Origin of the sequence: Bradyrhizobium sp. Bra78, from assembly GCF_024519855.1 — a bacterium.
Classification (GTDB): Bacteria; Pseudomonadota; Alphaproteobacteria; order Rhizobiales; family Xanthobacteraceae; genus Bradyrhizobium; species Bradyrhizobium japonicum_G.
Window position 1 is genome coordinate 101,273 of the sequence record NZ_JALJRE010000008.1, and the last position, 20,373, is coordinate 121,645.

Here is a 20,373-nt window from a genome sequence, read left to right on the forward strand (position 1 = left end):
GATCCCGGAGAACCTGCCATGTCCGCCCCTGCAAAAGCCGAACGCCCGATGACCGACGCCGAGATCGTGGAAGCCTATCTCACCGCCTCGATGATACCCGATCCTGATGCCGCCGCGGCCTACATGAAGCCCGGGACACTGATCACGTTTACCGGCGGGCGCGAGTTCGATCATCCGCGCGGGCCGACCGGCTTCAACGCCAAACGCTATCGCTGGGTGAAGAAGAAGATGGACAGGTTCGACGTCTGTCCGGGTGCGGATGAGACCGTCGTCTACAGCGTCGGTACTCTCTTCGGCGAGTGGATCGACGGCACCCCGTTCGAGGGTAACCGCTATGTCGATCGCTTTGTCGTCAGGGACGGGCAGATCGTGAAGATGGACGTCTGGAACGACAGCGCCGAGCGCATTCTGGTCCAGCGCGGGATTGAAGCCTAGCACGCGCATGATCCGGAAAACTGCGCAACGGCTTTCCGACGAGATCATGCGCAATTAGAAAAGGCTGAAGCGCAATTCATTGCGCTCTAGCGGCGTGCCACCTTCGGCAGCTTGACGACGCGATCGCTCGTCGCCTCGTCGGCATAGGGCGCGAGAATATCGAGCAGGTCGCGGCCGCGCTGCGGGGCAGGAGCCACCAGCGCGCGACTGGCCACGGAATCGAGATGATGATGCATCAAGTCCATCACCTTGGCCCCGTCGCCCTTGGCGAGCGCGGCGATGATGGCGCGGTGCTCGTTGATCGCGCATTCGGTCGAATGCGGCCGGCTGTAGAGCGACAGCGTCAGGCAGCAGCGATAGGCGACTTCGCTGACATAGCGCACCAGGATCGGGCTGCTCGTCATCTGCGCGAGCAGGATGTGGAATTCGGTGGCGAGCCGGATCGAGACCGCATCCGTGCCGCCGCGCGCGCGGTCCTCCGCGTCGACATGGTCGTTCAGCTCCGCGATCTGGCTCTTGGTCAGCTTGCCCGCGAGCTGGCGGACGACGAGGCCCTCGAGCTGGATGCGGATGTCGAAGGCATCGCGCGCCTCCTGCCAGCTCGGGGTCGCCACCACGGCGATCCGGTTGCGGCGGAGCTCGACCAGGCCTTCGGCGGCGAGCTGCCCCAATGCATGGCGGGCAATGGTGCGGCTGACGCCGAACCGTTCGCCGAGTGAATCCTCCGGCAGCTTGGCGCCGGGCTCCAGCGCCTGCTCGATGATCGCGCGCCGCAGCGCGCGGCAGATCACGCTGACCTTGTCGGACGATTCGGAAGTCTTGTGGGCGGCGCGAGCGGCCATCGGCGAATCCATGGAGCGGGACGTCGCCTGTCTTTAGCACAGCATTTTGGCAAACCGGCGCTACAATTGCATGCAGTTTGGCGCGCGGATTGCCTAAATCGAATCCCGCCATCTCGCGCACCGTTCGGCTACGCCCTGGATTTTTCGGAGATCGGCGACTGGCATTCAGCTTGCATGCACTTTGGCTGTGATGCGCATGCAACCTAACGTCCAGTTTGACGGCCAGCCCGTTCCCGAAGTCTTCGGCCCCGCCGCCATCGAGCTGTCCGAGGCGTCGGTGACCTTCGGGCGCGGCGATCGCGCCGTGCCGGCTCTGTCGAAGACCAGCTTGCGGATCGCCGACGGTGAGTTTGTCGCACTGGTCGGCCCATCCGGATGCGGCAAATCGACCATTCTGCGTCTCGTCAGCGGCCTGGTGCAGCCGACCGGCGGCGTCGTCATCGTCGGCGGCCGCGAGGTCGCGGCGCGGGCGCTGCGGGTCGGCATGGCCTTCCAGAACCCGACCATGCTGCCGTGGATGACGATCGAGCGGAACATCATGCTGCCGCTGAAGATCGTCGAGCCGTTTCGCTCGGACTTCCGCAGGCTGCGCAAGACCGAGTTCCGCGACAAGGCCAATGCACTGCTGGAGCAGGTCGGCCTCAAGGGCTTCGGCAGCCGCTTTCCCTGGCAGCTCTCGGGCGGCATGCTCCAGCGTGCCAATCTCTGCCGCGCGCTGATCCACGAGCCGCGCCTGCTGCTGCTGGATGAACCTTTCGGCGCGCTCGACCAGTTCACCCGCGAGGAACTGTGGGCGATCCTGCAGGACCTCTGGATGACGCACAAGCCGACGGTGCTACTCGTCACCCATGACCTGCGCGAGGCCGGGTTCCTGGCCAGCCGCATCTGCGTGATGAGCGCGCGACCGGGCCGCATTCTCGACGACAGCCGTGTGGAGTTCGCGCGGCCGCGCACCGTCGCCATGACGTTCGAGCCGGATTTCGTCGCGCTGAACCAGAAGCTGCGCGCCTTCATCGAGGATGCGCGCGGCGCGGCCGAGCGGGGGACAGGCTGAGATGTCGGGAATTGATATCAGGCAGAAGGCGTGGTCGGCGGGACTGATCGTGCTGTTCTTCGTCGGCTGGGAGCTGTTTTGTCTCGCGACCGGCATGTCGGATCTGGTGCTACCGCGGCCGTCGCAGGTGTTCGTGACCCTGTACCAGCGCTTTCCCGTGCTGTGGCCGCATATCGTGCAGACGCTCGCCACCACGATGTTCGGCTTCGTTCTGGGCGTCGCGCTCGGCGTTGCCCTTGGCGCGATCATCGGCGTTTCCAAAACTGCCTATGACACCTGCTATCCGCTCCTGATCGGCTTCTCCTCGATCCCCAAGGTCGCCGTGGTGCCGATCTTCGTGCTGTGGTTCGGCTCCGGCACGGTGCCGGCGGTGCTGACTGCGCTGTCGATCTGCTTCTTCCCGATCGTCGTCAACATCGCCACGGGCCTTGCGACCACCGAGCCGGAGCTCGAGGACGTGCTCAAGGCGCTCGGCGCCAGCAAGTTCGACATCCTCTGGAATGTCGGTCTGCCCAGGACCATGCCGTTCTTCTTCGCCTCGCTGAAGGTCGCGATCTCCTACGCCTTCGTCGGCGCGGTGTTGTCGGAGACGGTCGCCTCCAACCGTGGCCTCGGCAACGTCATGATGACCGCTTCGTCCAATTTCAACGTGCCGCTGGTGTTCGCCAGCCTGTTCGTGCTCGCAGCCCTCGGCGTCGCGCTCTACGTCGTGTTCTCGCTGATCGAGGGGCGGGTCACCGGATGGGCCACGCGCAAGAACGACGTCATCGCCACTTGATCTGAATTTCTGAACCGTCACGCAACGAAGCTTGAGGAGGTCTCGATGTTGAGAAGAGCAACTGCCGCACTGCTGGGATTGGCCCTGTCCACGGGCGTCGCCACGGCCGAGGACACCACGATCAAGTTCACGCTGGGCTGGAAGACGCAGGGCAGCGACGCCGCGTTCTTCTACGCCAAGGACAACGGCTTCTTCAAAGAGGAAGGCCTCAACGTCGTGATCGACCAGGGCGAAGGCTCCGGCGCGACCGTCACGCGCGTCATGTCGGGTGCCTATGACGCCGGCTTCGGCGACGTCAACGCCATCATCCAGAACGCCTCGACCAAGCCGCAGGACGCCCCCGTCATGGTCTACATGATGTGGAACCAGCCGCCGTTTGCGATCGTCGCCAAGAACAGCAGCGGCATCAACACCATCAAGGATTTCGAGGGCCACACGCTCGGCGGCGCGCAGGGCACGCCGACGACGCGGCTGTTGCCGGTGTTCACGCGCAAGAACGGGCTCGACGGCGAGAAGATCAAGATCTCGAACATGGCGCCGAACCTGCAGGAGCCGATGCTGATCAAGGGCGACATCGACGCAGCCTTGGTCTTCAACATCACCAGCTACTTCAACCTCGTGCTCAACCGCCAGGATCCGGACAAGGACTTCAAATGGTTCTCGTTCGGTGAATACGGCCTCGATCTCTATTCCAACGGCGTGATGGTCTCCAAGAAGCTGCTCGCGTCGAATCCGAAGGCGGTTGCCGGCCTCGTGCGCGCCATCAACAAGGGCGCGATCGCGGTCGCCAAGGACCAGAATGCGGGCATGAAGGCCGCACTGAACTATGACAATCTGATCGACGTCGCCGTCGAGAAGCGCCGGCTGCAATATTCCTTCGACAAGCTGATCGTCTCCCCGGAGATGAAGGAGATCGGCATCGGCGACATCAAGGACGACCGCATGACGCGCGCGATCGGGATCATCGTCGACGGTTACCAGCTCGCCCGCGCGCCCACGCCTGCGGAAGTGTTTTCCCGCGAGTTCCTGCCGCCGCGCGCGGAGCGGGAGCTGGTATATACTGCCAACTAGCTTGGGAGTAGCGCGGTCATGGCCACGGAGATTGCGGCAACCAGCCTGTTCTGTGGTCCTGACCGCGCCATCCGCGACGACGTCACGCTGCGCCACGACGGCGGCGTCATCACTGACATCTCCGGTGGAGCGGGGCCCGTCAGCCCTCGCTCCTTCGTCATTCCCGCCTTCATCAATGCGCATGATCATGCCCGCGCGACCGCGTCGTCCTTCGGCGCGGTCGGCATGCCCCTGGAAAGCTGGATCCTGCGGACCGCGCTGGGCACGCCGGTCGATCCCTATCTGACCGCGGCCTCCGCGCTGGCGCGGGCGGCGAAGGCCGGCTGCGCCGCCATGATGGTGCATTACACACGTCCGAGCGGAACGATGCCTCTGGTCGACGAAGCCAAGGTTGTCGCGAGAGCCGCGTCCGACGTCGGCATCCGCATCGCCTTTGCGATTGCGGTGCGTGACCGGAATCCGATCGTCTATGGCGACGCCGAACCGGTGCTATCGGGACTATCAAGCGATGACCGCAAGACCATCGAAGAGCTGTTCATCCGCGCGCCGATGTCGCCAGCGGCCTATATCGAGCTGACCGACGCGATTGCCGCTGCCATCGCCGGCCCCATGGTCGACGTGCAGCTCGGGCCTGCCGGTGTGCAATGGTGCTCGAAGCCGCTGCTCGAGGCGGTGGCGGAGAATTCGGAGCGAACCGGTCGCCGCATCCACATGCATCTGCTGGAGACCGTGTATCAGCGCGCCTGGGCCGATCAGTATTTTCCGGACATGGTGCGCTGGCTGCGCGACATCGGCTTCCTCTCGGAGCGGCTGACGCTGGCGCATTGCATCCACGCCCGTCCGGACGAGCTCGAGATGATCGCAGCCTCCGGTACGCGTATCGTCACCAATTTCAGCTCGAACATGCATCTGCGCTCGGGGCTGGCGCCGATCGCCGCCGCCCACAAATGCGGCTGTGCCATCGCTGTCGGTGTCGACGGGCTGGCGCTGGACGAGGACGACGACATCCTGCGCGAGATGCGGCTGGTGCAGATGGTCCATGGCGGCCTCGGCTTCAAGGCGACATGGACGTCCGCCGAGCTGTTCGCGCTCGCCGTCCGCAACGGCCGTCGCGGCACCGGTGCGCCGGGCAGCGGCGAGCTCGTCGCCGGCAACCCGGCCGACTACGTCGTGATCGACCTCGACCGGCTCGATCGCGACCGGATCATGCCCGTCGATCCCATGGCGCTGCTGTTCGCGCGGGGCAATGCGTCCCTGGTGAAGGAGGTCGTGGTTGCGGGCAAGACGATCGTGAGGGACGGTGCCTGCACAGCCGTCGACCTTCCGGCCATCGAGCAGGAATTGCGTGCGATGTACCGCGCCAACGTCGGCAAGCTGTCGAATTTCCAGCGGATGTGGCCGCCGCTGTCTGAGCGACTATCCGGTTGGTTCGAGCAGCAGCTCACCTGCGAATAGGGAGGGGCCATGATCCCCCCTTTCTCGGCCGATATAAAACCGCGATAGCTGATAGTCGGAACCTCGTCTGGTGATTGGTTCGGCCCTGGGGTACACCGTGCGCGGCCGCGCGCCGGCGCAGCCCATAATCGCCTTGAGGAGTCCCCGATGCGTCTTCCCACCGTTCTTTTGGCCCTCACATGCCTTGCGACTGCTGCCTCGGCCGAAGACCTGTCGGGCACGCTCCAGAAGGTCAAGGAAACGAAGAAGATCACGCTGGGCTATCAGGAAGCGTCGGTGCCGTTCAGCTATCTCGACGGCAACCAGAAGCCGGTCGGCTTTGCGATGGACATCTGCCTCAAGATCGTGGACGCCGTGAAAAAGCAGCTCGGCATGCCCGACATCGCCGTCGACTATCTGGCCGTGACGTCGTCGAACCGGATTCCGTTGATGGTCAACGGGACGCTCGACCTGCATTGCTCGGCGACCACCAACAACGCCGATCGCCAGAAGCAGGTCGCCTTCACCAACACGCATTTCCTCAGTGCGACCCGGTTTGCCGCCAAGAAGGCCGCGAAGATCAACACCATCGACGACCTCAAGGGCAAGGCGGTGACGGCGGTGGCGGGATCGGTCAACCTGACCCAGCTCGCCAAGGTCAACACCGAGCGCAATCTCGGCATCAAGATCATGCCGGCTACGGACCAGGCCGAGGCCTTCCTGCTGCTGGAGACCGACCGCGCCCAGGCCTATGCGCTCGACGACGTTCAGCTCGCGGTCGCGATCGCGCGCTCGAAGGAGCCGGCGCTGTTCATGATCAGCGAAGAAACGCTCTCGAAACCTGAGCCCTACGGGATCATGCTGCGGCGGGAGGATGCGCCGTTCAAGGCACTCGCCGATCGCGCCACGGCCGAGCTCTATGCGAGCCCGGAGATCGAGGTGCTCTACAAGAGGTGGCTGGAATCGCCGACGCCGCCGAACGGCCTCAACTACAACGTCCCGCTGTCGGGCGCCTTGCGCAACGCCTTCAAGAAGCCGAGCTCGAGCGCCGATCCCGACGTCTACATGGTGAACTGAGGCGAGGACGAAGAGCGCCGAGCTATCTGACGAGCCCTTCTCTCAGGCGTTCGAATATTTCTTCAGCTCGAACCGCGCGATCTGGTTCCTGTGCACCTCGTCCGGCCCGTCGGCCAGCCGAAGCAAACGCGCGGTCGCATAGGCCTGGGTCAATCCGAAATCGTTCGACGTGCCGCCGCCGCCATGCGCCTGGATTGCCCAGTCGATGATCTGGCAGGCCATGTTGGGTACGGCAACCTTGATCATCGCGATCTCGGCTTTGGCGACCTTGTTGCCGACCGTGTCCATTGCATAGGCGGCGTTCAGCGTCAGCAGCCGGGCCTGCTCGATCATGATGCGGGCTTCCGCGATGCGTTCCTGCGTCACCGTCTGCTCGGAGACCGGCTTGCCGAAGGCGACGCGGCTGCGCACCCGGCGGCACATCTTTTCCAGCGTGCGTTCGGAGAGCCCGATCAGCCGCATGCAATGGTGGATGCGGCCGGGGCCGAGGCGGCCTTGCGCGATCTCGAAGCCGCGGCCTTCGCCGAGCAGCATGTTTTCCTTTGGCACCCGGACATCGGTGAAGACGACTTCGGAGGCGCGATCGGGCACGCCGTAGAAGCCGAACACGGGCAGGGGACGCTTGACCTCGACGCCGGGCGTGCCCATCGGCACCAGGATCATGGATTGCTGCTTGTGGCGGTCCGCATTGTCGGGATCGGTCTTGCCCATGAAGATGCAGATCTTGCAGCGCGGGTCGGTCGCGTTGGTCGTGTACCATTTGCGCCCGTTGATGACGTAATGGTCGCCGTCCCGCACGATCGAGCTCTCGATGTTGGTCGCATCCGACGAGGCGACCGCGGGCTCGGTCATCGCGAAGCAGGAGCGGATTTCGCCCGCGAGCAGCGGCTTCAGCCAGCGCTCCTTGTCCTTCTCCGTGCCGTAACGCTCCAGCACCTCCATGTTGCCGGTATCGGGCGCCGAGCAGTTGAACACTTCGGGCGCGAGATGCGAGCGGCCCATGACCTCGCAGAGCGGGGCATATTCGAGATTGGTCAGGCCTGCGCCGTGGCGGGAGTCCGGCAGGAACAGGTTCCAGAGGCCTTCGGCGCGTGCCAGCGGCTTCAGCTCCTCGACGACCGGATAGACCTTCCACGGCCCGAGCTCCTCCGCCTCGCGATAGAAGCGCTCCTCGTTCGGGTAGATGTTCCGGTCCATGAAGCTTTCGAGCTTGCGCTTGAGCTCGGCGACTTTGGGCGACATCGGGTAGAGCATCTTTCGTCTCCTTGATCGACGGACAGGCCGGGTGCGCGATCGCGCGGCGGTTCAGCCGACGCGGTATTCCCTGAACTTCTCGCGCAGCGCCGATTTGAGAACCTTGCCGGTGCCGGTCATCGGGAATTCGTCCAGGAATTCGACGGCGTCCGGCATCCACCAGCTCGCGATCCTGGGGCGCATGTGGTCGAGCAGTGTCTTGCCGTCGACGGTCGCGCCTTTCTTGCGGACCACGAGAAGCAGGGGGCGCTCCTGCCATTTCTCGTGGCTGATGGCGACCACCGCGGCCTGCAGCACATCGGGATGCGACAGGGCGACGTCCTCGAGCTGGATCGAGGAGATCCATTCGCCGCCGGACTTGATCACGTCCTTGGAGCGGTCGGTCAGCGTGACGTGGCCTTGGCGGTCGATCACGGCCATGTCGCCGGTGATCAGCCAGCCGTCGCGGTCGAGACCCTCGTCGAGCTTCATGTAGCCGGAGGCGACCCACGGACCGCGGGCACGCAAATGGCCGACGCTCTTGCCGTCGCGCGGCAGTTCGTTGCCGCCGTCGTCGACGATGCGCAAGGCGGTGCCGAAACAGGCGCGGCCGGAGACCTGGCGCCGGTCGAATATCTCCTTCTCGCTGAGATGCTCGGAGCCGGGCCGCAAGCTTGGCATCGAGCAGCCCAGCGCCTCGGTCATGCCCCAGGCCTGGATGTAGTCGATGCCGTAGTCGCGCTTGAGATTCTCGACCATCGCGCGCGGCGGCGCCGAGCCGGACGACAGCGTTGCGCGCAGTGTCGAGAATCTGTTGCCGGTGCGTCCGAGCCAGTCGAGCAGGATCAGCCAGAAGCTCGGCACTCCCGCCGACAGCGTCACCTTCTCGCCCTCGAGCAGTTCATAGAGCTTGTCGGGCTCGTAATTGCGGCCGGGCAGCACCAGCTTCGAGCCGGTATAGGGCGCGGTGAACGGCATGTTCCAGCCATTGCCGTGAAACAGAGGCGCCATCGGCATCATCACCTCGCGCACGCCTTCGACGTGGCCCGGCAGGAAATCGAAGCTCGAGCAGGTCATGGTCTGCAGGACCGCGGCGCGGTGCGAGTAGATCACGCCCTTGGGATTGCCCGTCGTGCCCGAGGTGTAGCAGATGGTGGACGCCGACTTTTCGTCGAATTCCGGCCAGGCAAATCCGGCGTCGCTCTCCTTGTCCAGCAGCTCCTCGTAGCAATGGACGTTGGCGAGTTTCGTCTCCGGCATCCGCTCGCGCGAGGACATCACGACATAGGCCTCGATCGTCTTCAATTGCGGCGCGATCGCTTCGACGATCGGCAGCGTGGCGCGGTCGATGAACAGCAGCCGGTCCTCGGCGTGATTGACGATGTAGACGAGCTGCTCGGGAAACAGCCGCGGGTTGATCGTGTGCAGCACGTAGCCCATGCCCGGCGCTGCGTAGAACATCTCGAAATGACGGTGGGTATTCCAGGCCAGCGTGCCGACACGGTCGCCTTTCTTCATGCCGAGCCGCTGGAGCGCCAGCGCCATGCGCTGGATGCGCGGATGGGCGTCCGCATAGGTGTAGCGATGGATGTCGCCCTCGATCTCGCGCGCGGCGATCTCGGCCTCGCCGTGATAGTCGGCGGCATATTGGATCAGACCGCTGATCAGCAGCGGCATGTCCATCATCAATCCCTGCATGGTTTCCTCCGGATCGCCATGTCGTTGCATGGCAAGCTTGTGATTTGCGCGGAAGGTTAGCGGAACGTCACGCGGCGTTCACGCAAAAAACGGCAGACGCGATTGCGTGCGTCACTTTTTAAGGGCTAACGTGAGGTGAGCTGCCGGCGAAGCAGCGTTCGCCGTGGAGGAAGTCGATGTCAGCGGAAAGACACAAGACCGGTGCAGCCGGCGGATCTACCATCGACATTGCCGCACTTCGTGCGCGCTATCGCGACGAGCGCGATCGCCGCCTGCGCACCGAGGGCAAGGCGCAATATGTCGAGGTGACCGGCGCGTTCGGGCGCTATCTCGACGATCCCTGGGCCGATCCCGGATTTGCGCGCGAGGCCGTCAGCGAACAGACCGAGGTGCTCATCGTCGGCGGCGGCTTCGGCGGTCTGCTTTGTGGCGCGCGTCTGCGCGCGGCCGGCATCGACGATTTCCGCATTGTGGAAAAGGCCGGCGATTTCGGCGGCACCTGGTATTGGAATCGCTACCCCGGCGCCGCCTGCGATACTGAGAGCTACATCTACCTGCCGCTGCTGGAAGAGACCGGCTACATGCCGGTGCGCAAATACGCGCGGGCGCCCGAGATCCATGAACACTCCCGCCGCATCGGCCGTCACTTTGGTCTGTACGAGCGTGCCCTGTTTCAAACCGTGATCTCGCGGATGGAGTGGCAGGAGCCGGAGGCGCGCTGGCTGGTCGAGACCGATCGCGGCGATCGCATCAGCGCACGCTTCGTCATCCTGGCCGGTGGTCCGCTGAGCCGTCCGAAGCTGCCGGGCATTCCCGGCATCGACAGCTTCACGGGACATAGCTTCCACACCAGCCGCTGGGATTACGCCTACACTGGAGGCACGGCCGAAGGTGGACTCACCGGCCTAGCCGGCAAGCGCGTCGGCATCATCGGCACCGGTGCCACCGCCGTGCAATGCGTGCCGCATCTCGGCCGGTCGGCCAAGGAGCTCTACGTCTTCCAGCGCACGCCCTCCGCGATCGGCGTGCGCGACGACCGGCCGACGGATCAAGTCTGGGCGCAGAGCCTCAAGCCCGGCTGGCAGCGCGAGCGCATGGACAATTTCACCGCGGTGATCTCGGGCGAGCCGTTCGAACAGGATCTGGTGCAGGACGGCTGGACCGGCCTGCTCGGCGAGATCCTGCTGGCGCCGCGCCGCCAGCCGCAGCCGGTGACCTCGATGGAGGAGGCGCTGAAGGTGATCGAGCAGGCCGATTACCGCAAGATGGAGGAGATCCGCGCCCGCGTCGATGCGATCGTGAGGGACGAAGCGGCCGCTTCGGCGCTCAAACCCTGGTACAAGGCGTTCTGCAAGCGGCCCTGCTTTCACGACGAATATCTCGACACCTTCAATCGCCCCAATGTGCATCTGGTCGACACCAAGGGGCAGGGTGTCGATCGCATCACCGGGAATGCCGTCGTGGTCGCCGGCAAGCCCTATGAGCTCGACTGCCTGATCTATGCCAGCGGCTTCGAGGTCGGCACCGACTACGCCCGCCGCATGGGTTTCGAAGTCTATGGCCGCGACGGCATCAGCCTGTCCGAGCGCTGGCGCGACGGCGTCAAGACGATGCACGGCTTCTACAGCCGCGGCTTCCCGAATTGCTTCCTGATCGTCACGGTGCAGGCGGGCCAGAGCGCCAACTTCCCGCACATCATCGACGAGCAGTCGCAGCACATCGCCTATGTGATCGCCGAAGCGCGCAAGCGCAAAGCCCGGACGCTGGAGCCGACGCTTGCCGCCGAGAACGCCTGGGTCGCGGAGGTCGTGAAAGCCGCGCTCGGCCGGCAGACCTATCTCGCCGAATGCACCCCCGGTTATTACAACAATGAAGGCGTGCTCGATCCGATCGCGGCAAGAAACAGCCAGTATTGGCGCGGGCCGGTGGCGTTCCTGCGGCTGCTCGACAAATGGCGCAGAGAAGGCGATTTGGCCGGGCTGGAATTGACTTCAGAAGCTGCTGGAGAGGGGGACGGATCGCAGGCTCCGGCTCAAACCGCATGATCCCGCCGCCGACAGGCGCGACGCGGCTCTACGTCATCATCGGCGATCCCATCGCGCAGGTGCGCTCGCCCGCGGGCGTGACGGCCGCCTTTGCTGCGCGGGGGCACGATGGAATTCTCATGCCCGTTCAGGTCGCGCCGGCGGATCTGCCCGACTTCCTCTCCGTCGCGACGCGCCTGAAGAATCTCGACGGCATCGTCGTCACCATCCCGCACAAATTTGCCTGTTACCGGGCCTGCACGAGTGCGACGGAGCGCGCGCATTTCCTGCGCACCGTGAACCTGATGCGACGACGTGCCGACGGCTCATGGCACGGCGACATGGTGGATGGCCTCGGCTTTGTCGGCGCGGCGCGGGCGAAGGGGATAGACCCGAAGGGAATGCGGGCACTTCTGGTCGGGGCCGGCGGCGCGGGATCGGCGATTGCACTTGCGCTGGTCGAGGCCGGCGTGAGCGAGCTTGCCATTCATGACAGCGCGACGGAGCGCCGCGACGCCCTGATTGGACAGCTCAACGGGCTCGGCAGGTCGGCTGTGCGGATCGGCACGGCGGATCCCGCGGGCTTTGACTTCGTCGCCAATGCGACCCCGGCCGGGATGACGGACGGCGATCCGCTGCCGGTCGATGTGACGCGCCTTGCGCCGTCGGCCTATTGCGGCTGCGTGATCACAAGGCCCGAAGTCCCGTCCTTCATCGCAGCCGCCCGAAAGCTCGGCTGCGTGACCGGCACCGGAACGGACATGTACGAGCAACACCAGGGCATCATGGTCGATTTCCTGCTCGATCATGACGGCGGAGGGTAGGCGATCGGCTCGATGTCAGGGCGACGGTTGCGCCCGCTGGGGCTTGAGCGGTCAGCGCCGACGTAGGATCATGCGCCCGCGCGAGCCGGTCGCGCACCGCAAGTGAGAGGAACTAGGAATGACCAAGGGCAGGACCGTTGCGACGGCCATGATCGGTGCTACCACGCTGCTTCTCTCTCTGGCATCCGTGGCCAAGGCCGCCCAATGCGGCAGCTCGCCGGCGGGTTTTGAGGCCTGGAAGCGCGAGTTCAGTGCCGAAGCACAGGGCAAGGGCATCGGCCAGACCGCGCTCTCGGCGTTGATGCAGACCAACTACGCCAGTGCCACCATCGCGGCCGACCGCGGCCAGCGCAGCTTCTCGCTGTCGCTCGACCAGTTCCTGGCCAAGCGCGGCGCCACCACCATCGTTGCCAAGGGGCGCCAGCTCAAGCAGTCGCAGGCGGCCTTGTTCGCCTCGATCCAGCAGCGCTATGGCGTCCCGCCGGGGCCGCTGATCGCGATCTGGGGCATGGAGACCGGCTTCGGCAGCCAGCGCGGCAACCAGAACATGCTCTCGTCGATTGCGACGCTCGCCTATGACTGCCGCCGTCCCGAATTCTTCACCGACCAGCTCTATGCCGCACTGAAGCTGGTCGATCGCGGCACGCTGTCGGGAGCAACCCGCGGCTCGATGCATGGCGAGGTCGGCCAGACCCAGTTCATGCCCAAGAACATCCTGGCCTATGGCACCGGCAATCTCGAGGTTGCGGCTAATGCGCTGAACTCGACGGCGAATTTCCTGAAAGCCCATGGCTGGCGCGCAGGAGCCGGTTACCAGCCGGGCGAGCCGAATTTCGTCGCCATCGAAGCCTGGAATGCCGCCGGCGTCTATCAGAAGGCGATCGCCTTGATGGGACGGCAGATCGACGAGGGGGGAGGAGCGGCCGCCTTGCGCTGACCAGAGCCCGGTTTCGAACGGGGCGCTGGATTCTTGTTTGGACGCGTTTCTTGACGCGAGACCGGCATCCACTTCGCTTGAGAATGCTCTTGCTCAGCAAGGCGTGATGCGCCGGCGCGAGAAAGTTGTTGCCATCAGGAACCGACGGCACGAGGTTTGCTTTGATCAGGTTCAGGGCTGGGCATGAGGAGACTCAACTATGGCAACCCAGATCGTGATGGACCAGACTGGCGACACGCGCCACGAGTTTGATCCTGGCAATGCCGAAGCGCTGGCGCGGGCCGAACAGCGCTTTCGGGAGCTGACCGGAGCCGGCTTCACCGCCGCCTTTCGAACCGGGCCCGGCGAAGTCACGCGGATCCGATCATTCGACCCGACCGTGCAGGAAACGCTGTTCTATCCTCGCCTGGTCGGCGGTTGATCTGAGCTGCCCATGATCGCGGCAGTCTGGCTCCGTGCGCCGGCGCGTGCGCGTCTGCATGCGCTGCGCGAGCTCTATCGGCGCTTCTTCGGCGAGAACACGCCGGATGCCCGCGGCCGCCGGCTTCTGACCGAATGGCTGTCACCGGCGCAGCGCGCGCAATTCGAGCAGCACCGGTATTTCGATGTCGTCGGCTGTGATACGGGCAAGACCTATCGCATCCACTACGGCACGGCGGCAAATGTCCACGAGGTCGACGAAGCCGGAATTGCGAGGATGGGCTGGTGCTTCGTCCCGTCGGGCTTTCTTGTTCCTGGCGACGTCATGCTCGCACAAAAAATCGCCCTCGAGACGGACGAGAAGGCCGCTCTCGCGCTCGCCAACAGGTTTCCGCCGGCAACGCATTCGGAGCATTTCTACCGGCGGCCGTTCTAGGCGTTTTCGATCAGGAGTGCGTGGTGCGATAGGCGTCCAGTGCGTGCGCCGCAAAAACGCCGATACTGCAAAGGGCGAGCAGGGCTGAGATCACTTCGATCATTGCTGGTCCTCCTGCGGTTGCAGGGCGAGGAGGTGCTGGCAGCAGGAATAATCCCAGATCAGGTCGAGAAAGAACTGCATGACGGCCGTCCCTGTTTTGATTTTGATAACGAGATAATCAGCGATCTGTTTCAGGCGTGCTTCGTCGCATCGGGAAACGGGTTTCGTGGGGAACCCGGGGCTGGTTTGTGCACTGCGGAGCCGCTACATCCCCACTCTTCCTCAATTCTTTCAGCCGCGGTCGCGGCGCATCCCATTGCGAGGCAGAATCATGGCGCAGGTCGAGTGGTTCGACGATCTCACCGTCGGAATGCGGTTCAAATCCCCGGAAGTTCAGGTCACCGAGGCCGACATCAAGCGTTTCGCAGCCGAGTTCGATCCGCAGCCGATGCATCTCGACCACGAGGCCGCCAAGGAGACGCTGTTTCGGGGCCTTGCTGCCTCGGGATGGCACACCGCCGCGATCGCGATGAACCTCGCGATCCAGACCCGACCCTTCGGTCCGCATCCGCTGATCGGCGCCGGCGTCGACGGGCTGCGCTGGACGGTCCCGGTGAGGCCCGACGACCGCCTGCATCTGATCGGCGAGGTCATGAGCCTGACGCCGTCGAGGTCGAAGCCGCAGGGCATCGCGCTGGTCAAATGGACGATGTTCAACCAGAGCGGCGAGGAGGTTTACACGTTTACTCCGATCGCGATCGTGCCGCGGCGGACGTAGGGCATGGGCTACTCCATGCAGGCGCCTGAAACCCTTGCGGGTTGCAAATAGAGATGGTCATCTTCGCGTGGGGAACACGCTGGAGGCTGACATGAAAAAATTCCTTCTCGCCGCCGGGGTGCTCGCGGGCGCCTTGAGCGCGGGGCCGGTGCTGGCGCAGCAATCCAGGGTCGGCGACTGGACCATCGAGAAGCGTACGCAGGACACGCATTGCAACGCCAGCCGCGGCTACAAGGACAAGGAAGACGAGAACCGCGAGTACGTCATCGTCATCACCTATTCCGAGAAGGCCATTGTCATCGTGATGATCTATGACGGCTGGGAGTGGGACAAGGTCGGAGAGATCCTCCGGGCAGATGTCGGCACCGACGACGCCGATATCATGAAGAAGGCCAAGTGGGAGGTCATGGACAAGACCACGGTGCGCGGCATCTTCGAATACGATCAGTCGATGATGGACCGGCTGTCCAAGGCGAAGCGTCTCTCGCTCGATTTCGAGGACGACGACGAGGACAGCATCGAGATGCAGATCCCGCGTGCCGGCGAAGCGCTGGCGGCGCTCAAATTCTGCGAGGAGAATCGGAAGTAAATTGCCGGGGCCGGCTGCGAAGGCAGCAGGATCGCCGGCAACGGACTCTTCAGCGTGCGCCGGCGCGTGACCCATCGCACACAGTCCGCGCGCTGTTCGCATTTATCCTAGTCTTTGGCGAAAACGTCCAAGCCGCATCCAGCGGTTGACGTTACGCAAGGACGATGTTCGATATTCCAGCATTTCGCTGCAACGATTTCTCCTCCTCGAAGGGGACGGTCGACCGGTCCGTCTCCTCCGCCAGATCCCGGATCGCGAGCTCTCTTTCTCGCGCGGGCAACACGCCGATTGCGTCGTCCGGCCGATGACGATCCTCCACGCAAACCGGTTCTCGTCCCTCGTCGGGGAGATCTACGATGCGGCGGTCAATCCCGCGCTGCGCAGCGGGGCGTTGGAGCAGGTTTCGCATTTCGTCGGCGGGTGTGCCGCGACCATCCTGTCGAGGGATTCAGCCAGGCTCTCGATCGAGATTCACCAGCATTTTGGTACCGAATCCCGCTTTCGCCAGCTTTATCGCGACCGTTATGTGGAGCTCGACCCTCTGCTCGACCGACACCTCACGATCGCGGCCGAGCAGACGATCGGCGTAACCGACGTCATGCCTCATGCCGATTTTCTGGCGACGAGCTTCTATCGCGAGTGGATGGAACCGCAAGGGGCGATCGACCTTGCGACCGTCGCACTCGAGAAGTCGGACGCGCGGACCACGATCCTGCAGGTGTTGCGCCACCGGTCGCGCGGAACGGTCGATGAGCCGATGCGAGAGCGCATGCGGCTGCTTGCTCCGCACCTCCAGCGTTCGAGGATCATGGGCCGGCAGATCAGGGCGCGCGCGCATACCGTGGACGACCTTGCCGATGTCCTCGATGGGTTGAGCACGGCGATCTGCCTGCTCGATGCAGACGGCCGGGTCGTGCATGCCAACGCCGCATGCCGCCGGTTGTTCGCCGATGCCAATCTGCTCGCCATGGTCGGCGATCGGATCGTGGCCCGCAACACCCAGGCCGACAAGATATTCCGCAGCCTGTGCGAAATCGATTCAGACGTCGGAACCCGTTCCGGTGCTCGCCGTCAGATCGAGCTTGCGACGTCGGTTGATGGGCAGCACTACCTGCTTCACGCCTGTCCGTTGAAGCGCGATCGCAGCCTGTCGCGAGATATTGCTGCCACGGCGCTTTTCGTTCAAAAGGCCTCGACGATGCCGTCGCTCGCGGCCGACGCGATCGCAGCGGCCTTCAGGCTGACGCCATCCGAGCTGCGTGTACTGATGGCCATCATCGAAATTGGTGGTGTTCCCGACATCGCGGCGAAGCTTGGCATCGCAGAGACGACGGTGAAGACGCATCTCGGTCGTTTGTTTGAGAAGACCGGAGCCGGCAGGCAGGCCGATCTGGTGAAGATCGCCGCCGGCTTTGCCGTGCCTTTCGCACAGCGAACGAGCTTCGGTGACGACGCCGTGTGATCCATTTCACATGGTTCGCCGTTACGTGCCGCAATCTCAATCCATTGTGATGAACCCAGCTACCGGGTCCTCCGAATGCAGGACGCGCGTCATTTGATACTTTCGTATATCGCGCTCCAGAAGAGCGAGAGCAGCGTACGCCGCGAAGAGATGCCGTGTCGGCATCGAGCGCGCGTGTGAGGAAACAGCAGCGCGTGGCTGGGCCTGCTCGTGGCTGGAGAGATTGCAGTGAACAGCATGGTTGATTTTTCCGTCCTCAATGTTTCCACGAACGAGATTCCCGAAGGTGAACGCATCCCGCTGCTTCGCGACTTCTATTGCCGTGGGGTGTTGAAAGCGGAGGTCGAGGCAAGGGAGGGAAGACCGGCCGCGGCGAGCTTCACGTCCCACGTCTTGCCGGAAGCCCAGCTGTTGATCGGAGGATTGTGCGGAGCGCGGGTCATTCGCACCAGGCAACTGGTGGCCGACGGCGACGACAGCCTCGCCCTGATCGTGAACAGGTCGGGCGTTCTCGGGATATCCGAGCGAGGACATGATCTGAGTCTTCGTGCGGGAGAGGCGGTCCTGACGAGCGCGGAGGACGTCACGACGTTCGAGCGATTGTCACTGGGCAGCTGCTTCTCGCTGCGGGTGCCGAGACGCGTGCTGTCGCCGATGATCGTGGATGTCGATGATGCGGTGATGCGTGTCATGCCGGAGAGCTCGACGGGACTTCGATTGCTGGTCGATTACGCGGTGACGCTGGTGCGGGAGAAGGTGTTCGCGATGCCCCATTTGCGGCAGCTCGGGGTCGGGCATCTGCACGATCTTCTGGCAATCGTCCTCGGTGCCACCAGCGAGCCGCTGGAGCTGGCCGGGCGGCGCGGCGTCAAGGCGGCGCGGCTGCAGAAGGCGAAAGTCTCCATCGCCAACAATTGCTGGCGGCAGGATCTCTCGGTGGCCACGGTTGCCCAGGAACTCGGCGTCACGCCGCGTTATCTCCAGCGCCTGTTCGAGGCCGACGGCAAGACGTTCTCCTCCTTCCTGATCGATCAGCGCGTCAAGCGCGCCCATCGCATGCTGCGCGAGCCCGAATTCGCCGAGCGGACCGTGAGCTCGATCGCCTACGATGTCGGCTTCGGCGATCTCTCCTATTTCAACCGCTGCTTCCGGCGGACCTACAACGCGACGCCAAGCGACGTCAGGAGCGGCGAAATGCCGTAGCTGTCGCGACTGATTTCAAACCAATTTCAATCGACGGGCAGGGATCTGGCCGATCCCTGATCGCGAAGTCATGACCACCGCCTTGCGTGCGGCGTCGGCAGCCGGAGTGTTGAATGCGCCGCTTTTTCTTCGACCTCATGGTCGGCAATGTCGTGAAGATCGACCCCGGCGGCATGGTCTTCGAGCAGGCCAACGCGACATTCGTGGTGGCCGACGAGATGGCCAGACATCTGTTCGTCTGGCGTGACGATTTGCGCGACCGCGATGCCTGCATCCGCGTGAGAGACGCCGGCGGGCGCGAGATCTATCGCGCCGCGGTCTGGTCGGAGAATGCGGAAAAGGTCGGCTGGGACGAGGCGTGAGCGTCCCGGTGACAGTGTCGCAACTGTGCACCAGTGACCGGCAAAACGGCACTGGTTCGTTCCGGGACGAAGTCCGGCCGCCTCCGTCCAAGTCGAGCGCGGCAGACGTTTCTACCGTGGAGATCGGCGATTCCGATTTCGCTGCATCGGCCCTCTCCGATCGGAGAAGGCCGGCTGAAGCACGCCCGCGCGCGAGTGGGCCTCGACTGGGGAATGAAAATGAAACGAAGGCTCGTTGCGACCGTCAGCCGGCGCCTGCTGCGGATTCCGCACCGGCACGGTGAGGGGGGCGTTCGCGTCGCGTTCTGAGCCGGCATCCAGCCCTGGCGGCTCTCGCGCGACGCCCGCCGGCCGGGCTCCATCCGCCCGGCCGGCGTGTCCTCCGATCGGAGGATGTCGCATGCTGTGGTTGTGGTATGCTTGGTGATATTGATCACTCAGGCCATTTCAAACCATGCACGAAGCTCGGAAGCTGCCCGAACTCGTCGAGTCCATCTATGACGCCGGACTCGAGCCCTCGCTATGGAATGACGTCGTCACCGGCATCCGCGACTTCGTCGGCGGTCAGGCCTGCGGGCTGTTTTCCAAGGATTCGATCAGCAAATTCGGCGTCACCCATTACTATTGCGGCGCGGACCCGCACTACATCCAGCTCTATTCCGAGACCCATTCGAAGTTCGATCCGCTGACGGTGCTGCCGCCGCATGGCGAGATCGTCAGCATTCCGGATCTGGTCAATTTCGAGGAATATCGGAGAGGGCGCTTTTACCAGGAATGGATGCAGCCGCAGGGCTGCAGCGATGCGGCCAATGTCGTGCTCGACAAGTCGAATGCGAGCTGCCCCGTGATGATGACGGTGCTGTCGGGCCGCCGGATGGTGGATCCGGCGATGAAGCACCGCCTCTCGCTGGTCGTGCCGCATGCCAGCCGCGCGCTGCTGATCAACCGCGCCATCACGTCCCAACTGACGCTGGCGACGGCGCTGGCGGACGTCCTGGACAATCTGGCATCCGGTATCTTCCTGCTCGATGCCCTCTGCCGGGTGGTGCACGCGAATTCCGCAGGCCATGCCTTGCTTGCGGCCGACGAGGTGGTTCGGTCCGTCGCCGGGCAACTCGTGACCGGCAGCCCCGAGGCCAACCAGACGCTGCGGGAGGTCTTCGCGGCCCGCAATGAAATGGCCCTGCTTGCCGCAAGGGGACATGCGTTTCCGCTGCTTTCACCCAGTGGCGAGCGCTACGTCGCGCATATCCTGCCGCTGTCGTCCGTGCTGCGGAACGGCAGCGAGCGCGTGGTCGATGCCGTCGGTGCGCTGCTCCTGCGCAAGGTCTCTCTCGGCGGCCAGTCCTATGGCGATCTGATCGCGCGGACCTTCGATCTGACGCCGGCCGAACTGCGCGTGTTCCTGTCGATCGTCGAGGTCGGCGGCGTCCCGGAGACGGCGATTGCGCTCGGCATCGCAGAAACGACGGCGAAGACGCATCTGCACCGGGTGTTCGCCAAGACCGGCGTTTCCCGCCAGGCCGACCTCGTCAAGCTTGCGGCGGGATTCTCCAATCCGCTCGTTCACTGATCGATGGACCGTTGCCGGAGTTGAACCTTTTGCTCTCGCGAGTGACTCACCTAGGCCGCCGGGCATGAAGAACATTTCGCTATCTCCATGTGTCACCATTA

At 64.2% G+C, this 20,373-nt stretch carries 20 protein-coding genes; 17 read left to right on the plus strand and 3 right to left on the minus strand.

Going from position 1 to position 20,373, the window contains the following annotated elements; genetic code table 11:
- The first annotated feature begins 18 nt into the window (after positions 1-18).
- Positions 19-435, plus strand: coding sequence for a nuclear transport factor 2 family protein (locus tag OC450_RS19050; RefSeq protein WP_211383379.1), 417 nt, complete (start codon positions 19-21; stop codon positions 433-435).
- Positions 436-521: 86 nt separating this feature from the next.
- Here the strand turns inward: OC450_RS19050 and OC450_RS19055 are convergent, their stop codons facing one another.
- Positions 522-1,277: a GntR family transcriptional regulator gene (locus tag OC450_RS19055; protein WP_262048439.1), complete on the minus strand. Its 756-nt coding sequence runs from the start codon at positions 1,275-1,277 to the stop codon at positions 522-524.
- 196 nt (positions 1,278-1,473) lie between these two features.
- On the opposite strand from OC450_RS19055, the gene OC450_RS19060 reads away from it, so the two are divergent.
- From OC450_RS19060 to OC450_RS19080, 5 genes are all read left to right on the plus strand, one after another.
- Entirely contained in the window at positions 1,474-2,331 is an 858-nt protein-coding gene (locus OC450_RS19060; RefSeq protein ID WP_262048440.1) for an ABC transporter ATP-binding protein, read from the plus strand.
- Between the two features lies 1 nt (position 2,332).
- Complete coding sequence (locus OC450_RS19065) at positions 2,333-3,109, plus strand: ABC transporter permease (RefSeq protein WP_211383382.1); 777 nt, start codon at positions 2,333-2,335, stop codon at positions 3,107-3,109.
- 45 nt (positions 3,110-3,154) lie between these two features.
- Positions 3,155-4,180: an ABC transporter substrate-binding protein gene (locus tag OC450_RS19070; RefSeq protein ID WP_262048441.1), complete on the plus strand. Its 1,026-nt coding sequence runs from the start codon at positions 3,155-3,157 to the stop codon at positions 4,178-4,180.
- 18 nt (positions 4,181-4,198) lie between these two features.
- Entirely contained in the window at positions 4,199-5,635 is a 1,437-nt protein-coding gene (locus OC450_RS19075) for an amidohydrolase family protein (protein WP_262048442.1), read from the plus strand.
- Positions 5,636-5,782: 147 nt separating this feature from the next.
- Positions 5,783-6,691, plus strand: a complete 909-nt coding sequence (locus tag OC450_RS19080) for an amino acid ABC transporter substrate-binding protein (protein ID WP_211383385.1) — start codon at positions 5,783-5,785, stop codon at positions 6,689-6,691.
- Positions 6,692-6,733: 42 nt separating this feature from the next.
- On the opposite strand, the gene OC450_RS19085 is transcribed toward OC450_RS19080, so the two are convergent.
- Together OC450_RS19085 and OC450_RS19090 are read right to left on the minus strand one after the other, a co-directional pair.
- Positions 6,734-7,945: an acyl-CoA dehydrogenase family protein gene (locus OC450_RS19085; protein WP_262048443.1), complete on the minus strand. Its 1,212-nt coding sequence runs from the start codon at positions 7,943-7,945 to the stop codon at positions 6,734-6,736.
- Positions 7,946-7,996: 51 nt separating this feature from the next.
- Positions 7,997-9,622, minus strand: a complete 1,626-nt coding sequence (locus tag OC450_RS19090) for a long-chain fatty acid--CoA ligase (protein WP_262048444.1) — start codon at positions 9,620-9,622, stop codon at positions 7,997-7,999.
- A 176-nt stretch (positions 9,623-9,798) separates the two neighbouring features.
- Between OC450_RS19090 and OC450_RS19095 the strand changes: the two genes are divergently transcribed.
- The 11 genes from OC450_RS19095 (at position 9,799) to OC450_RS19145 (ending at position 20,272) form a co-directional block, all read left to right on the plus strand.
- The gene (locus OC450_RS19095) at positions 9,799-11,667 is read left to right on the plus strand and encodes a flavin-containing monooxygenase (RefSeq protein ID WP_211383388.1); all 1,869 of its coding nucleotides are present in this window, start codon (positions 9,799-9,801) and stop codon (positions 11,665-11,667) included.
- A complete protein-coding gene (locus OC450_RS19100) occupies positions 11,664-12,470 on the plus strand; it encodes a shikimate dehydrogenase family protein (protein WP_262048445.1) in 807 nt (268 codons plus the stop codon). The genes OC450_RS19095 and OC450_RS19100 overlap by 4 nt, the downstream gene beginning before the upstream one ends.
- Before the next feature lie 118 nt (positions 12,471-12,588).
- On the plus strand, positions 12,589-13,407 hold the full coding sequence (locus OC450_RS19105) for a lytic transglycosylase domain-containing protein (protein WP_211383390.1): 819 nt from the start codon (positions 12,589-12,591) through the stop codon (positions 13,405-13,407).
- A gap of 199 nt (positions 13,408-13,606) precedes the next feature.
- Positions 13,607-13,828, plus strand: coding sequence for a hypothetical protein (locus OC450_RS19110; RefSeq protein ID WP_211383391.1), 222 nt, complete (start codon positions 13,607-13,609; stop codon positions 13,826-13,828).
- 12 nt (positions 13,829-13,840) lie between these two features.
- Positions 13,841-14,263, plus strand: a complete 423-nt coding sequence (locus OC450_RS19115; RefSeq protein WP_211383392.1) for a hypothetical protein — start codon at positions 13,841-13,843, stop codon at positions 14,261-14,263.
- Positions 14,264-14,636: 373 nt separating this feature from the next.
- The gene (locus OC450_RS19120) at positions 14,637-15,083 is read left to right on the plus strand and encodes a MaoC family dehydratase (protein ID WP_211383393.1); all 447 of its coding nucleotides are present in this window, start codon (positions 14,637-14,639) and stop codon (positions 15,081-15,083) included.
- 91 nt (positions 15,084-15,174) lie between these two features.
- Entirely contained in the window at positions 15,175-15,672 is a 498-nt protein-coding gene (locus OC450_RS19125; RefSeq protein WP_211383394.1) for a hypothetical protein, read from the plus strand.
- Between the two features lie 304 nt (positions 15,673-15,976).
- On the plus strand, positions 15,977-17,134 hold the full coding sequence (locus OC450_RS19130) for a helix-turn-helix transcriptional regulator (protein ID WP_262048446.1): 1,158 nt from the start codon (positions 15,977-15,979) through the stop codon (positions 17,132-17,134).
- 237 nt (positions 17,135-17,371) lie between these two features.
- Complete coding sequence (locus OC450_RS19135; RefSeq protein WP_211383559.1) at positions 17,372-18,337, plus strand: helix-turn-helix transcriptional regulator; 966 nt, start codon at positions 17,372-17,374, stop codon at positions 18,335-18,337.
- Positions 18,338-18,450: 113 nt separating this feature from the next.
- The gene (locus OC450_RS19140; RefSeq protein WP_211383396.1) at positions 18,451-18,699 is read left to right on the plus strand and encodes a DUF6894 family protein; all 249 of its coding nucleotides are present in this window, start codon (positions 18,451-18,453) and stop codon (positions 18,697-18,699) included.
- 454 nt (positions 18,700-19,153) lie between these two features.
- A complete protein-coding gene (locus OC450_RS19145; protein ID WP_262048447.1) occupies positions 19,154-20,272 on the plus strand; it encodes a helix-turn-helix transcriptional regulator in 1,119 nt (372 codons plus the stop codon).
- Positions 20,273-20,373: the final 101 nt, after the last annotated feature.

Bases quoted from the DNA above. Each gene is read 5' to 3' on its own strand.
- OC450_RS19135 (WP_211383559.1), top strand. From the start codon at position 17,372: ATGGTTGATTTTTCCGTCCTCAATGTTTCCACGAACGAGATTCCCGAA.
- OC450_RS19080 (WP_211383385.1), top strand. From the start codon at position 5,783: ATGCGTCTTCCCACCGTTCTTTTGGCCCTCACATGCCTTGCGACTGCT.
- OC450_RS19090 (WP_262048444.1), bottom strand. From the start codon at position 9,622: ATGCAGGGATTGATGATGGACATGCCGCTGCTGATCAGCGGTCTGATC.
- OC450_RS19120 (WP_211383393.1), top strand. From the start codon at position 14,637: ATGGCGCAGGTCGAGTGGTTCGACGATCTCACCGTCGGAATGCGGTTC.
- OC450_RS19100 (WP_262048445.1), top strand. From the start codon at position 11,664: ATGATCCCGCCGCCGACAGGCGCGACGCGGCTCTACGTCATCATCGGC.
- OC450_RS19085 (WP_262048443.1), bottom strand. From the start codon at position 7,945: ATGCTCTACCCGATGTCGCCCAAAGTCGCCGAGCTCAAGCGCAAGCTC.
- OC450_RS19115 (WP_211383392.1), top strand. From the start codon at position 13,841: ATGATCGCGGCAGTCTGGCTCCGTGCGCCGGCGCGTGCGCGTCTGCAT.
- OC450_RS19050 (WP_211383379.1), top strand. From the start codon at position 19: ATGTCCGCCCCTGCAAAAGCCGAACGCCCGATGACCGACGCCGAGATC.
- OC450_RS19105 (WP_211383390.1), top strand. From the start codon at position 12,589: ATGACCAAGGGCAGGACCGTTGCGACGGCCATGATCGGTGCTACCACG.
- OC450_RS19075 (WP_262048442.1), top strand. From the start codon at position 4,199: ATGGCCACGGAGATTGCGGCAACCAGCCTGTTCTGTGGTCCTGACCGC.
- OC450_RS19145 (WP_262048447.1), top strand. From the start codon at position 19,154: ATGCACGAAGCTCGGAAGCTGCCCGAACTCGTCGAGTCCATCTATGAC.
- OC450_RS19125 (WP_211383394.1), top strand. From the start codon at position 15,175: ATGAAAAAATTCCTTCTCGCCGCCGGGGTGCTCGCGGGCGCCTTGAGC.
- OC450_RS19060 (WP_262048440.1), top strand. From the start codon at position 1,474: ATGCAACCTAACGTCCAGTTTGACGGCCAGCCCGTTCCCGAAGTCTTC.
- OC450_RS19130 (WP_262048446.1), top strand. From the start codon at position 15,977: ATGACGATCCTCCACGCAAACCGGTTCTCGTCCCTCGTCGGGGAGATC.
- OC450_RS19095 (WP_211383388.1), top strand. From the start codon at position 9,799: ATGTCAGCGGAAAGACACAAGACCGGTGCAGCCGGCGGATCTACCATC.
- OC450_RS19065 (WP_211383382.1), top strand. From the start codon at position 2,333: ATGTCGGGAATTGATATCAGGCAGAAGGCGTGGTCGGCGGGACTGATC.
- OC450_RS19070 (WP_262048441.1), top strand. From the start codon at position 3,155: ATGTTGAGAAGAGCAACTGCCGCACTGCTGGGATTGGCCCTGTCCACG.
- OC450_RS19140 (WP_211383396.1), top strand. From the start codon at position 18,451: ATGCGCCGCTTTTTCTTCGACCTCATGGTCGGCAATGTCGTGAAGATC.
- OC450_RS19110 (WP_211383391.1), top strand. From the start codon at position 13,607: ATGGCAACCCAGATCGTGATGGACCAGACTGGCGACACGCGCCACGAG.
- OC450_RS19055 (WP_262048439.1), bottom strand. From the start codon at position 1,277: ATGGCCGCTCGCGCCGCCCACAAGACTTCCGAATCGTCCGACAAGGTC.